The organism is Devosia sp., assembly GCF_017307565.1.
In the GTDB taxonomy this organism is placed as follows: Bacteria; Pseudomonadota; Alphaproteobacteria; order Rhizobiales; family Devosiaceae; genus Devosia.
The window spans coordinates 1-12,350 of sequence record NZ_JAFKHD010000432.1 but is presented as its reverse complement, the minus strand read 5'-3'; the positions used below and the strand labels follow the sequence as shown (position 1 = coordinate 12,350).

Here is a 12,350-nt window from a genome sequence, read left to right as displayed (position 1 = left end):
AGCGATGGCCACCGGCATGGTGATTTCCTTGCCCAGCATCTTCACCTTGAGGTTGCGCCCCTCAAGGTTCACGGCCACCTTCTGGTTGAGCTTGATCTTGTTAAAATCGCTCTCGTTCTCGCGATAGGTGCCCTCGGTATAAGAGCCGCTATCGGCATATTCGAAGAACATTTTGGGGACGCGCCGACGCGCCACCTTCATCATTTCCTCAACAGTGAGAATCTTGTCGATGGCGGTCATGGCCGAGGCTCCGAAAGCGGGTTCGACCTGCCCTAGCAACTAACATGTTAGTAGTCAATCTGACTGTCGGGCCGCCTATGGTGACGGATGCGCCGCCCGCCGCCCAAGCATCAGCGTGGCGAAAATCACGAAGAACGAGAACGCAACCATGCTGCCCGCCACGACATGCGCCTTTTCCCATTCGAGCCGCTCGACGAAGTCGTAAATGGCGATGGAAAGTACCTTGGTCTGGCCCGGAATATTACCGCCGATCATCAGCACGACGCCAAATTCGCCCATGGTGTGGGCAAAGGCCATGATGGCCCCAACCATGTAGCCGGGCGCCGCCAGAGGCAGCACCACGCGCCAGAACCGTTGCGCTCCGGAGGCACCAAGCGTATCGGCCGCCTCCATCACATCGGCATCGATGGCGGCAAAGGCATTGCGCAGCGGTTGCACCATGAAGGGCAGCGAAGCCACCGCCGCGCCGATCACGAGCCCAGCAAACGAGAAGGCCAAAGTCCGGGCGCCCCAGAGCCCGGCAATTGCACCGCCCGGACCATTCGGCCCGAGCGCCAGCAACAGATAAAAACCCAGCACAGTCGGCGGCAGTACCAGCGGCAGGGACACCACGGCCCCCACCACTTCCTTGCCGGCCCACTTGCTCCGAGCCAGCCACCAGGCGATCGGCGATCCCACCAGCACCAGCACCGCCGTGACGCTCGCCGCAAGGACCAGCGTCAGCAGCACTGCCGAGAGGAGCGGATCGCTGCCGATCATGGCACCGAATAACCCGCAGCCTCGATCACTGTTACGGCTTCATCGGACTTGAGGAAATCGTAGAAGGCCGTGGCGGCTGGATTGTTCTCGCCTTCCTTGAGCAGCACCGCGCCCTGCGCGATCGGCTCATGCAAATCGGCCGGCACCAGCCACTGATCGGCCTTGCCGAGCACCTGGCTCGCCGCCACAAAACCCAGCTCGGCATTACCGCTCTCGATGAACTGCAGCGTCTGGGAAATGTTTTCGCCCTGCACCAGCTTCGGGGTCAGCGTTTCGAGAAGGCCGAGCGCCGTCAGCGTTTCCACTGCCGCCTTGCCATAGGGTGCAGCGGCCGGGTCGGCGATGGCGAGTTTGTTGTAGTCGCCCTCGAGCGCCGCCTTGCCATCACTCACGTCACGCCCCGGCGCGTAAAGCACCAACCGGCCCTCGGCATAAACGAAGAAGCTGCCTTCGACGCCCAAGCCTTCCTCGATGGCCTTTTGCGGGCGCGCCGTGTCGGCGGCAAGAAAGATGCCGAAGGGCGCGGCCTGGGTGATCTGGGTATAGAGCTGGCCGGTGGCGCCAAAGCTCAGGACGACCTGGTGCTCGCCCTTGGCTTCGAAAATCTCTGCCAGTTGTTCCGCCACGGCGGTGAAATTGGCGGCGACGGCCACGTTGACGGTTTCAGCGAAAGCCGGAGCGGAACTCGCAGCCAGAACGGCAAGAGAAAGCAGCAGACGACGGGACACGGAAGCCTCCGATATGTTTGAATGGCCATATCGATGACCGAAAGCTCCAACTCGCACAAGCGATATGTTCATCAGGAAATATCGGATATCAGTGCCTTGAGCGCTGCCACATCATCGGCAATTGCAGTCTCGGTCGCCCGCTGCATGGCGCGATAACGGGCCAGCACCTCTTCGCCGAGCACGCTCAAATGCGCCCCGCCCTGCGCCGCCCCGCCCCGCGCTGTCTCGACGAGGGGCTTTCCAAACCCCTCATTGAGTGCCTGCACGAGGCTCCAGGCCCGCTTGTAGCTCATGCCCATTGCCTTGCCGGCCGCAGAAATGGATCCGGTCCGGGCAATCCCCTCGAGCAGATCAGCCCGCCCCGGCCCGACATAGACCTTATCGCTGAGCACGATCCGCAGATGTCCAAGGCCGGATGGGGGCGCAGGCTTGTTCATGAAACTGCCCCCCGTTCCAAAACCTTACCCGCGCAGCGCGCTCGCTTCCTTGGCAAGCGCCTCGATCCGGGCAAAGTCGCCGCTCGCCAGCGCGTCGGCCGGCATGATCCAGCTGCCGCCCACGCAGATGACATTGGGAAGGCTCAGATAGGTCTTGGCCTTGGCCGGATCGATCCCACCGGTCGGGCAGAAGGTGATATCGGGCAGCGGCGAGGCGAAGGCCTTGAGCACCGGTGCGCCACCCAACGCTTCCGCCGGGAAAAATTTGAGGAACGAATAGCCACGCTCGGCGGCCGCCATGGCTTCGGTCGGCGTGCCGATGCCCGGCAGCAGCGGAATGGCGACATCGTCGGCCGCATCAAGCAGGCGCGGCGAAGCGCCCGGCGACACCATGAAGCGGCAGCCGGCATCGACCGACGCCTTCATGTGCGCGGCGTTACGCACGGTGCCAGAGCCGACAATGGCACCAGTTACCTTGGCCATCTCTTCCATGACCTTGAGCGCATTGGGCGTGCGCAGCGTTACTTCCAGCACCGGCAGGCCGCCGGCAACCAGCGCCTCGGCCAGCGGCCGCGCCTGGGAAACGTCGTCGAGAATGATGACGGGCACGACGGGCGCCAGCGAAAGAATGGAACGAATGGCGTTTGCGTCCTGCGGCATGAGCATCACTTCCAGAAGGCTGAGGAAAGGTCCGCCGAAGGGTTAGGCCCAAGCCCTGTTTCCCGCAAGGCCGATCCTTGTGGCGGAGGCAAAAAAAGCCGCGTCATCGCCTTGTTCGATTGCCTATGTCATGGTCCGCACCTAAATAATGCACAAACAACCAAGAGGAGCTTGTCATGGTATTTGAAGGTTTTGCCCTGGATGGCCTCAGCCTTACGCTGATCGGTTTGGGCATCCTGTTGATCCTGGTGCTCTTCGCCGGCGCCAAGACCATTCCGCAGGGTTACAACTATACCGTCGAGCGCTTCGGCAAATATACGCGCACGCTCAAACCCGGCCTCAACCTGATCGTCCCGTTCATCGACACGATCGGCAAGAAGATCAACGTCATGGAGCAGGTGCTCGACGTCCCCCACCAGGAAGTCATCACCCGCGACAACGCTTCGATCACCGCCAATGGCGTCACCTTCTACCAGGTGCTCGACGCTGCCGCGGCCGCCTATGAAGTTGCCAATCTCGAAAACGCCATTCTCAACCTCACCATGACCAATATCCGTACGGTCATGGGCTCGATGGATCTCGACGAACTGCTGAGCCACCGCGACGAAATCAACGAGCGCCTGCTGCGCGTTGTCGATACCGCCGTCTCGCCCTGGGGCCTCAAGATCACCCGCATCGAGATCAAGGACATCGATCCACCCAAGGATCTCGTCGAATCCATGGGCCGTCAGATGAAGGCCGAGCGCGAAAAGCGCGCCACCATTCTTGAAGCCGAAGGCCGCCGCCAGGCCGCCATTCTCAAGGCCGAAGGCGAAAAGCAGGCCCAGGTGCTGGAGGCCGAAGGCCGCCGCGAAGCTGCCTTCCGTGACGCCGAGGCGCGCGAACGTTCCGCCGAGGCCGAAGCCAAGGCAACCCAGATGGTGTCCGAAGCCATTGCCGCGGGCAATGTGCAGGCCATCAACTACTTCGTCGCCAACAACTACATCGAAGCCCTGGGCAAGCTCGCCACCTCCCCCAACCAGAAGGTGCTGATGCTGCCCGTCGAAGCCTCCAGCGTCATCGGAGCCATTGGCGGCATTGCCGAAATCGCCCGCGAAACCTTTGGCGGTGCGCCGGCAACGCCCGCCCGTGCCGCATCCCGTCCGCCCGCCGCCGGCCAGCCGCCGCGCGAGCCCGGCCAGCTCTAGGCTGAACCGCCATGGTTCTCATCGATTTTCTTGCTGCCAACGCACCATGGGCCTGGATCATTGCCGGGCTCATCCTTCTGGCGCTCGAACTCGTCGTGCCCGGCGGCTTCCTTCTCTGGCTCGGCATTGCCGGGCTCATCACCGGTCTGGTGGTGCTCTTCCAGCCGATCGCCTGGCCCTTCCAGTGGCTCATGTTCGGCGTCCTGGCGCTGGTCGCGATTTTTATCTGGACCCGCTGGACACGCAACCGCGCTGGTCAGTCCGACCGGCCCTATCTCAACCGCCGCACCGACACGTTCATCGGCCATGAGGCCGTTCTAGAACAGCCCATTACCGACGGCTTCGGCCGCCTCGCTCTGGGCGACACGATCTGGCGGATTTCCGGTCCCGACCTGCCGGCGGGACAGAAGATCCGCGTCGTCGGCAGTGATGGTGCGGTGCTGCGCGTCGAGGCGATTTGAGACAGCAAGCAAGCTTTCGTTAACCATAAGCTGAAAGGATCGCGCGCGGGGACCTCTGTCTTGGGTCCCGATATCTGGAGCGTGGCGTGGTCCTTTCGCAGCACTATCGGAGCCTGGCTTTCGGCCTGGTCGCTGGCCTTTTGGCCGGCGCCGCCAGCCCGGCTCATGCTGCCCCGACGCTGCTGCAGACCGATCAGGCGGACGAGACCAAGACGGCAGCGACGCCGGTGCGCCAAAACCTGCCCAATCCGAGTCTCACCAATGCCCGCCTCCGCCCGGGTGTCTACCCAGCCCAGCCGGTGCCTCCCGAATTCGCGGTTGCCCCTGATTCGGGCGAGCCGGTACCGCTCGATTGGTCGGTGGGCCTGCGCGGCACCTATCTCAATTCCAATGGAGAAGGCAGCTTCGTCACCCATCTGACGCCGCGCTTTTCCTATACCCATGCGGGCGGCATCGCGACGATCGCCATCGAGGGCGATGCGGACCTTGCCAAGGCCAATGGCCAGGACATGCCGATCCTCACCTCCGGCGGCCTATCCATTTCCGGCACCGCCCCCATCGATTCCGTCACCAGGGTCACCGGGTCGCTCAATATTGGCCTGACCCAGGACATTCCCGGCACGGCCGGCCTCTCGCCCTTCATCATCACCCCGCCGCAGGTCTTTACCGGCGGCGGCAAGCTCGGCGTCGACCGGCAATTCGGCAAGTTCAATGTCGGCCTCGGCGGCGGCATCAACCGTACCGTCTATGGCCCGACCGATCGCACCGATACCGGGCTCACCGACAATTCCGACCAGAACTACTGGTCCGGCACCGCCAATCTCCGCCTCGGCTATCAGGTCACCCCGATCCTCGAGGTCTTCGGCCAGGGCGAGCTGCAACGCGACATTTTCGACCGGCCAACCGCCAGCCTCGGTGTCTATCCCAATGCCACCAACCGCTCGCTCCGCGCTGGCGTCTCGGGCAAGTGGAACGACATCTGGTCAGCCAGCGCCTCGGTCGGCGTCGGAGAGCGCGTCTTCGATGAAGCAACTCTCGGTGCCATCCGCGCCGAACTCTATGGCGCCGAAATCCGCTACACGCCCGATCCCACCGTGGCCTTCACGGCCGGCATCGAGACCGCGCTTGCCCCCGCAGGCGCCGACAATCCCGGCACTGCCCGCATCCGGTACTCGGCCTTTTCCAATGCTCAGTACACGGTCAATTCCTGGCTGCGCCTGCGCGCCACGGCCGATTGGAGTCAATCCGAACTCGTCGGCACCGGCACGACCGAACGCCGCCTGGGCCTTGGTGCTGGCGCCGATTACGCCTTATCCGCCCACACCAGCCTCAATGCCGATTATGGCTTCGGCAACACCGACAATGCCAATGGCAATACACTCAGCCATCAGGTCAGCGTCGGCGTAACCATCTCCCGCTAAGCCCCGCGGCTATACCGCGACATGCACCCGCACGTCCGCCTGTTCGAACTGCGACAGATCACGCTCAGCATCCGCCACGACAAGATGATCGATCCGCGCGGTCTCGGCGAGCTTGAAGGGGGCAACGGTACCCAACTTGTCCCGCGTCGCGGCAACCAGCAACACGCTGCTTTGCGCGATCATGGCGCGCTTGACCTCCGCCTCCCCAGCATCGAGCGCCGTCACGCCGATCCCGGCATCGACGCCGCATGCCCCAAGGACGAAAACGTCGGCAAAGATGTGGGAAATCTCGCGTACCGTCTGCGGCCCGAGACAAGCCCCCTTGGACTGCTCATAGGCCCCTCCCAGTACGATGACGCTATGATTGGGGTGCTCCGACAGCGCCATGGCAATGGCCGGCGCATTGGTCACGACCGTCAGCCTTTTCTCGCGCGGTAGCGCCTGCGCGATCGCCAGGTTCGTCGACGACGCGTCGATAAAAACGGTCTGCCCCTCCCCGATCAGTGTCACCGCAAGCCGCGCCAGCGCCGCCTTCTCGTCCCATTGCGCACCGGTGCGTGCCGCGAGGCTCCCATGATCGGGTGTCAGCAAAAGCGCCCCGCCATAGACCCGGCGACAGACACCGAGCCGCGCCAGTTCGCGCAGGTCGCGCCGGATCGTATCCTCCGACACGTTGAAGCGCACGGCCAGCGCATTGGCCAGCACGCGGCCATCGGCGTTCAGCAGGTCGCGGATTTGGTCGAGCCGCTCTTCAGCCAGCAATCTTGATTTCTCCGGTTCATGCACGTTCTTGCGCGTTTAATGATATTCTGCAATAGCAAGTCGCAGAAGAGAGAACAAACGTGACAGCGATCACCACCACAGGAATGACCGAGCGAACAGCCACCCGGCTGGTCTTTGCGCTGGGTGGCATGGTGCTCGGCGCCTGGGCCCCTCTCGTTCCGTTTGCCAAGCAAAGACTTGGCATTGATGAGGGCATGTTGGGACTCCTGCTGCTCTGCATGGGCCTCGGCTCCATCCTCGCCATGCCCGCCACGGCCTTTCTCACCTCCCGCCTCGGGTGCCGTCAGGTCATAACCGGCTCCGCTGCCGGTTTGTGCCTGATTTTTCCTGTTCTTTCCCTGGCCCCGTCGACTTGGTTGATGGCCCTGTCCCTCGTCGCCTTCGGCATGGCGATGGGCTGCACCTCGGTTGCCATGAATCTTCAGGCTGTCCTCGTCGAGAAAATGGAAGGCAGGACGCTAATGTCGGGCTTCCACGCCATGTTCAGCCTGGGTGGCATTCTCGGATCAGGCGCCATGGCTCTCCTTTTGGCCCTTGGCTTTCACGCGCCCCTTGCCGCCCTCGCAACGTCCCTGACCATGGCCGGGCTTCTTCTGTCTGCCCGTCCAGGCCTCCTGCCTTTCAGCGATCCCGGCGCCTCCCGTCCGCCAGCGTTTGTCATTCCGCAAGGCGTGGTTCTGGCCATCGGCTGCCTCAGCCTTCTGGCCATGCTCGCCGAAGGCGCGGTGCTCGATTGGGGCACCCTGTTCATTGTCGAAGCCCAACCTGCTGATTCCGCCCTTGCCGGATTTGGCTATACGGCCTTTGCCATCACCATGACGTTCGGACGCCTCTGCGGCGATCGCTGTCGCACCGCAATCGGCGATCTTGCCATGCTCATCACGAGCGCCCTGGTCGCCACGGCTGGCCTTGCAGTCAGCCTCTGCCTCCCATGGACAGCCGCCATGCTGGGCGGTTTTCTCCTCGTCGGCGCCGGCGTGTCCAATATCGCCCCCATCCTCTTCACTCTCGCGGGACGGAGCCGCGCCATGCCGCCGAACCTCGCTGTCGCCGCGGTGTTGACCGTGGGTTATGTGGGCATAATCGCCGGTCCCGCCGCCATCGGATTTATCGCCCATGCCACCAGCCTGCGCACCGCTTTCCTGCTGCTTTGCGGCGCCATGGCGCTGATCGCCCTCACCTCCCGACCGATCTACCGCCGCCTGTAGCGGTCCCCACCATATCGAGTTCCTTCCATGACGACCAACGCTCTCAATCCCGCACAAGACCACCGGTCCGGCACCCGCGAACAATGGGCCACCCGCGCCGTCTTTCTCGTTGCTGGCCTCGCCATGGCGGCCTGGGCCCCGCTGGTGCCCTTTGCCAAGGCGCGCGTCGGCGTTGAAGACGGCGCGCTCGGCCTGCTGCTGCTGTGCCTCGGGCTCGGCTCGATCCTTGCCATGCCGATCACTGGCGTCCTCGCCAGCCGCTTCGGCTGCCGCGCCGTGATCGTTGCCAGTACGCTCGTGCTGGCCCTCGTCGTGCCGCTCCTCGCCCTGGTCGATACCGTCCCGGCCCTCGCCATTTCCCTCGCCCTTTTCGGCGCCAGCGTCGGCACGGTCGATGTGGCCATGAACATTCAGGCTGTGATGGTCGAAAAGGATAGCGGCCGCACCATGATGTCGGGCTTTCACGGCCTCTTCAGCCTCGGCGGCATTGTAGGCGCCGGCGGCGTCAGCCTGTTGCTCGGCGTCGGCGTTCCCCCGCTCGCCGCCACCCTGGCCATCTCGGCCCTGCTCGTCGCCTTGCTGGCCTTCTCCTTCAGGGGCCTCCTGCCCTATGGCAACCGCGAAGCCGGCGACACCCCGCTCTTTGTCGTCCCGCGCGGCATTGTCATCTTCATCGGCCTTCTGTGCTTCCTCGTTTTCCTGGGCGAAGGCGCCATTCTCGATTGGAGCGCGCTGTTCCTCATCGCCACCCACGCCGCCGATCCGGCACAGGCAGGGCTTGGCTACACCATGTTCGCCGTCGCCATGACCGTCGGCCGCCTCACCGGGGATATCATCGTCAAGGCAATGGGCGGCATGAAGGTCGTCATCCTCGGCGGTTTCCTGGCCGCAGCCGGCTTCCTCCTCGCGGTCTATGCGCCATCCCAGCCCCTGGCGCTTGCCGGTTTCCTCCTCGTCGGCATCGGCGCCTCCAATATCGTGCCGGTGCTGTTTTCCGCCGCAGGCAACCAGACGCGCATGCCCCCGAGCCTTGCTATCGCTGCAATCACGACCCTCGGCTATGCCGGCATCCTGGTCGGCCCGGCCGTCATCGGCATCGTCGCCCAGCACTGGAGCCTCAGCATCGCTTTCGTCCTCGTCGCCGCCGGTATGGCCTTCGTCGCCCTGAGCTGGCCGCTCACCGCACGGCGCTGACGCCGGAACCATCCAAACAAAAAGGGGTCGCGCAAGGCGACCCCTTTTTCATCATCAGCCTGGTCTCAGAGCTGCTCTTCAAGATCGAGCTTGCTCAGTTCCCGGATGAAGCCGGGGCGAATGTCGTCGCGCTCCAATGCGTAGACGACATTGGCGGTCAGGAAGCCGATCTTGCTGCCACAGTCAAAGCTCTTGCCGACATATTTGACGCCGGTAAAATTCTGCTGGTGCATCAGGTTCTGCATGGCGTCGGTGAGCTGGATTTCCCCGCCCGCGCCCTTGGTCTGCTCGGCCAGCAGCGAGAAGATTTCCGGCTGCAGGATATAGCGGCCCGAAATGATCAGGTTCGAAGGCGCGTCTTCCTTCTTGGGCTTTTCCACCATCTCGGTCAGCTTGAAGCTGTTGTCCGGCCCCTCGCCACGGCCGATGACGCCATATGACGACACTTCGTCATGCGGCACTTCTTCGACCGCAATGATGTTGCCGCCGGTTTCCTCATAGGCATCCATCATCTGCTTGAGCACACCCGGCTCGCCCTTGAAGAGCATGTCGGGCAGCAGCAGCGCGAAGGGGTTGTCCCCAACGATATCGCGCGCGCACCAGACAGCGTGGCCAAGGCCCAGCGGTTCCTGCTGGCGGGTGAAGCTCGTGCGACCAGCCGAGGGCAGATCCTTCTGCAGTTCATGCAGCGCCGCAGTCTTGCCACGGACTTCAAGTGTGGTCTCGAGCTCGAACTGACGGTCGAAATGGTCCTCGATGACGCCCTTGTTGCGCCCGGTGACGAAGACGAAATGCTCGATTCCGGCCTCACGGGCCTCGTCCACGGCATACTGGATCAGAGGCCGGTCCACCACGGTCAGCATTTCCTTCGGCATTGCCTTGGTGGCCGGCAGGAAGCGGGTTCCCAGGCCAGCGACAGGAAAGACGGCAGTGCGAACGCGTTTTGACACGGAGGATTCCCTTGCTTTGTCGATCAGAACTTAGGCGTAGACCTACACCGACATCTGTTACATATCCTTGCACAACAAAAGAGCATTTGCGGCAGGAGTACGGCCAATGACGGTTTTGGTCACAGGTGGAGCAGGTTACATCGGCAGCCACATGGTTCTCAGTCTGGCTGATGCAGGGCAAGATGTTGTCGTTCTCGACAATCTCGTCACAGGCTTCGACTGGGCCATCGACGGCCGCGCCACCTTTGTGCAGGGCAATGCCGGCGATATCGACTTCGTCGTCAGCCTCATCGAAAAGTACCGCATTACCGAGATCATTCACTTCGCCGGTTCTATCGTCGTTCCTGAATCGGTAACCAATCCGCTAAAATACTATGCGAACAACACCTCCACCTCGCGCAACCTCATCGAGGCTGCCGTCAAGGGCGGGGTAAAGCACTTCATCTTCTCATCGACCGCCGCCGTCTACGGCATGACCGGCCTCGCCCCGGTCGTCGAGGACACCCCGCTTCATCCGATGTCGCCCTATGGCCGCTCAAAACTCATGACCGAGTGGATGCTGGCTGACGTCGCCGCCGCCCACCCCATGACCTATGGCGTGCTGCGCTATTTCAACGTCGCCGGCGCCGATCCGCAGAAGCGTTCAGGCCAGTCGACCCCGCTTGCCACCCATCTCATCAAGGTCGCCTGCCAGACAGCCCTCGGTCAGCGCGAAAAGATGGACATCTTTGGCACCGACTACGAAACCCCGGACGGCACCTGCGTGCGTGACTATATCCACGTCACCGACCTGATCGCCGCCCACGCTCTCCTCCTCAACCATCTGCGCAAGGGCGGCGAAAGCACCACGCTCAACTGCGCCTATGGCCGCGGCTATTCCGTGCGCGAAGTTGTCGAGACAGTGCGAAAAGTCTCGGGCGTCAATTTCCGCGCCGACGAAGGCCCGCGCCGCGCCGGGGATCCGGCCTCGATCACCGCCACCGGCCAGAAGGTTCGCGCCCTCCTCGGCTGGAAGCCCCAGCATGACGATCTCAACGAGATTGTCGAAACCGCCTATGCCTGGGAACGCCACCTGATGACCCGCAACCGCTAGGATCTGCCATGCGCCGCTTCGCCGCCCTGCTCGTCTTGCTGATGACCGGCCCGGCACTGGCGCAGTCGGATTTTTCGAGTTTCCTTGCGGGGCTCAAGCCCGAGGCCGTCGCCGCGGGCGTCAGCGCCTCGACCTATGACGCGCTGACAGCGGGCCTCACGCCCGATCCGCGCGTCCCCAAACTCGTCGAAACCCAGCCCGAATTCACCACCCCGGTCTGGGACTATATCGAGACCCGCGTCAATGCCGGCCGCATCTCCCGCGGCCAGGCCGCGCTCGAGCGTAATGCCCAACTCTTCTCCACTATCGGCCAGCATTTTGGCGTCGATCCCTACCTGCTCGGCGCCATCTGGGGCATCGACACCGATTATGGCGCCGTCCTCGGCAACAAGGATCTGATCCGTCCCATCGTCCGCTCGCTGGCCACGGTCACCTTCCAGCACCGCTCCCGGTATGCCGAGGACAAGGCCGATTTCTTCGCCGCCCTGCGCCTCGCCGAACGCAATGGCGGCATCTCGCCCGTCGGCTCGTGGGCCGGCGCCATCGGCCACCTCCAGGTCAACCCCACCAATGTCATCGCCCATGGCGCCGATGGTGACGGCGACGGCCGCATCGACCTCCACAATTCCCTCGCCGACGCCCTCGCGACCTCGGCGAAATTCCTTCTCGATCTCGGCTATCAGCCCGGGATCGACTGGGGTTTCGAGGTGGAAGTCCCGCAAAACTTCGACTACCTGCTCGCCACCCGCGATCAGCTCCGCCCGATCAGCTTCTTTGCCGAGCGCGGCATAACCCGCGTCTCTGACCGCCCCTTCGCCAATCCCAACACCCCGGTCTTTCTCTACGTCCCGACCGGCCATACCGGCCCAAAGTTCCTGATGACCGCCAATTATCTGGTGTTGAAGGGCTATAATTTCTCCGACAGCTACGCCATGGCCGTCGCCCACCTGACCGACCGCCTCAAGGGCGGCAGTAGCTATGTAACGCCATGGCCTCGGAATACCGCCTTCCCCAACATCGCCCAGCGCCAGTCGATCCAGCAGTCCCTCAAGGCACTCGGCCTCTATGATGGCGCCGTCGACGGCCGGCTTGGCCCTATCACCCAGGCTGCCTATGCCCGTTTCCAGGCCGCCCGCGGCGAGATCGCCGACGGCTTTATCACCCGCGCCGCCGCCGAGGCCCTCGCCTCGTCCACGCGGTAACGCAGCGGCGAGCGCATGGTTTTGTTG

General features: G+C 63.4%; 14 protein-coding genes. 7 read left to right on the top strand and 7 right to left on the bottom strand.

The annotated features are described in order from the left end of the window. The 5 genes from J0I64_RS18605 to eda all read right to left on the bottom strand — a co-directional run. Positions 1-231 (bottom strand): alpha-hydroxy-acid oxidizing protein (locus J0I64_RS18605; protein WP_291411071.1); only part of this gene is annotated, 231 nt, incomplete at its 3' end. 84 nt (positions 232-315) lie between these two features. Continuing rightward, positions 316-999, bottom strand: coding sequence for a molybdate ABC transporter permease subunit (gene modB / locus J0I64_RS18600; protein WP_291410996.1), 684 nt, complete (start codon positions 997-999; stop codon positions 316-318). Continuing rightward, a complete protein-coding gene (gene modA / locus J0I64_RS18595; RefSeq protein ID WP_291410994.1) occupies positions 996-1,727 on the bottom strand; it encodes a molybdate ABC transporter substrate-binding protein in 732 nt (243 codons plus the stop codon). Before modA ends, modB begins: the two co-directional genes overlap by 4 nt. 71 nt (positions 1,728-1,798) lie before the next feature. Beyond that, a complete protein-coding gene (locus J0I64_RS18590) occupies positions 1,799-2,164 on the bottom strand; it encodes a LysR family transcriptional regulator (RefSeq protein WP_291410992.1) in 366 nt (121 codons plus the stop codon). 24 nt (positions 2,165-2,188) lie between these two features. Continuing rightward, entirely contained in the window at positions 2,189-2,824 is a 636-nt protein-coding gene (gene eda / locus J0I64_RS18585) for a bifunctional 4-hydroxy-2-oxoglutarate aldolase/2-dehydro-3-deoxy-phosphogluconate aldolase (RefSeq protein ID WP_291410990.1), read from the bottom strand. Between the two features lie 176 nt (positions 2,825-3,000). On the opposite strand from eda, the gene J0I64_RS18580 reads away from it, so the two are divergent. The 3 genes from J0I64_RS18580 to J0I64_RS18570 all read left to right on the top strand — a co-directional run bounded on the left by J0I64_RS18580 (position 3,001) and on the right by J0I64_RS18570 (position 5,893). Continuing rightward, positions 3,001-4,011, top strand: a complete 1,011-nt coding sequence (locus J0I64_RS18580; RefSeq protein WP_291410988.1) for an SPFH domain-containing protein — start codon at positions 3,001-3,003, stop codon at positions 4,009-4,011. An 11-nt stretch (positions 4,012-4,022) separates the two neighbouring features. Beyond that, positions 4,023-4,472: an NfeD family protein gene (locus tag J0I64_RS18575; RefSeq protein ID WP_291410987.1), complete on the top strand. Its 450-nt coding sequence runs from the start codon at positions 4,023-4,025 to the stop codon at positions 4,470-4,472. Between the two features lie 86 nt (positions 4,473-4,558). Beyond that, positions 4,559-5,893 (top strand): outer membrane beta-barrel protein, encoded by a 1,335-nt coding sequence (locus tag J0I64_RS18570; RefSeq protein WP_291410985.1) that lies wholly within the window; start codon positions 4,559-4,561, stop codon positions 5,891-5,893. 9 nt (positions 5,894-5,902) lie between these two features. Here J0I64_RS18570 and J0I64_RS18565 read toward each other — a convergent pair whose 3' ends face one another. Then, a complete protein-coding gene (locus J0I64_RS18565; RefSeq protein ID WP_291410983.1) occupies positions 5,903-6,655 on the bottom strand; it encodes a DeoR/GlpR family DNA-binding transcription regulator in 753 nt (250 codons plus the stop codon). An 80-nt stretch (positions 6,656-6,735) separates the two neighbouring features. Here J0I64_RS18565 and J0I64_RS18560 point away from each other — a divergent pair, with 80 nt between their 5' ends. Continuing rightward, positions 6,736-7,884, top strand: a complete 1,149-nt coding sequence (locus tag J0I64_RS18560) for an MFS transporter (protein WP_291410981.1) — start codon at positions 6,736-6,738, stop codon at positions 7,882-7,884. Positions 7,885-7,911: 27 nt separating this feature from the next. After that, complete coding sequence (locus J0I64_RS18555; RefSeq protein ID WP_291410979.1) at positions 7,912-9,078, top strand: MFS transporter; 1,167 nt, start codon at positions 7,912-7,914, stop codon at positions 9,076-9,078. A 65-nt stretch (positions 9,079-9,143) separates the two neighbouring features. Here J0I64_RS18555 and galU read toward each other — a convergent pair whose 3' ends face one another. Then, positions 9,144-10,028: a UTP--glucose-1-phosphate uridylyltransferase GalU gene (gene galU, locus J0I64_RS18550; RefSeq protein ID WP_291410977.1), complete on the bottom strand. Its 885-nt coding sequence runs from the start codon at positions 10,026-10,028 to the stop codon at positions 9,144-9,146. Between the two features lie 106 nt (positions 10,029-10,134). Here galU and galE point away from each other — a divergent pair, with 106 nt between their 5' ends. Continuing rightward, on the top strand, positions 10,135-11,121 hold the full coding sequence (galE, locus tag J0I64_RS18545) for a UDP-glucose 4-epimerase GalE (protein WP_291410974.1): 987 nt from the start codon (positions 10,135-10,137) through the stop codon (positions 11,119-11,121). A gap of 8 nt (positions 11,122-11,129) precedes the next feature. After that, positions 11,130-12,323: a lytic murein transglycosylase gene (locus J0I64_RS18540; protein WP_291410972.1), complete on the top strand. Its 1,194-nt coding sequence runs from the start codon at positions 11,130-11,132 to the stop codon at positions 12,321-12,323. Positions 12,324-12,350 lie beyond the last annotated feature (27 nt).

Coding starts and splice junctions, on each gene's coding strand:
- modB (WP_291410996.1), bottom strand. CDS start 999: ATGATCGGCAGCGATCCGCTCCTCTCGGCAGTGCTGCTGACGCTGGTC.
- J0I64_RS18590 (WP_291410992.1), bottom strand. CDS start 2,164: ATGAACAAGCCTGCGCCCCCATCCGGCCTTGGACATCTGCGGATCGTG.
- eda (WP_291410990.1), bottom strand. CDS start 2,824: ATGCCGCAGGACGCAAACGCCATTCGTTCCATTCTTTCGCTGGCGCCC.
- J0I64_RS18580 (WP_291410988.1), top strand. CDS start 3,001: ATGGTATTTGAAGGTTTTGCCCTGGATGGCCTCAGCCTTACGCTGATC.
- J0I64_RS18575 (WP_291410987.1), top strand. CDS start 4,023: ATGGTTCTCATCGATTTTCTTGCTGCCAACGCACCATGGGCCTGGATC.
- J0I64_RS18555 (WP_291410979.1), top strand. CDS start 7,912: ATGACGACCAACGCTCTCAATCCCGCACAAGACCACCGGTCCGGCACC.
- galE (WP_291410974.1), top strand. CDS start 10,135: ATGACGGTTTTGGTCACAGGTGGAGCAGGTTACATCGGCAGCCACATG.
- J0I64_RS18540 (WP_291410972.1), top strand. CDS start 11,130: ATGCGCCGCTTCGCCGCCCTGCTCGTCTTGCTGATGACCGGCCCGGCA.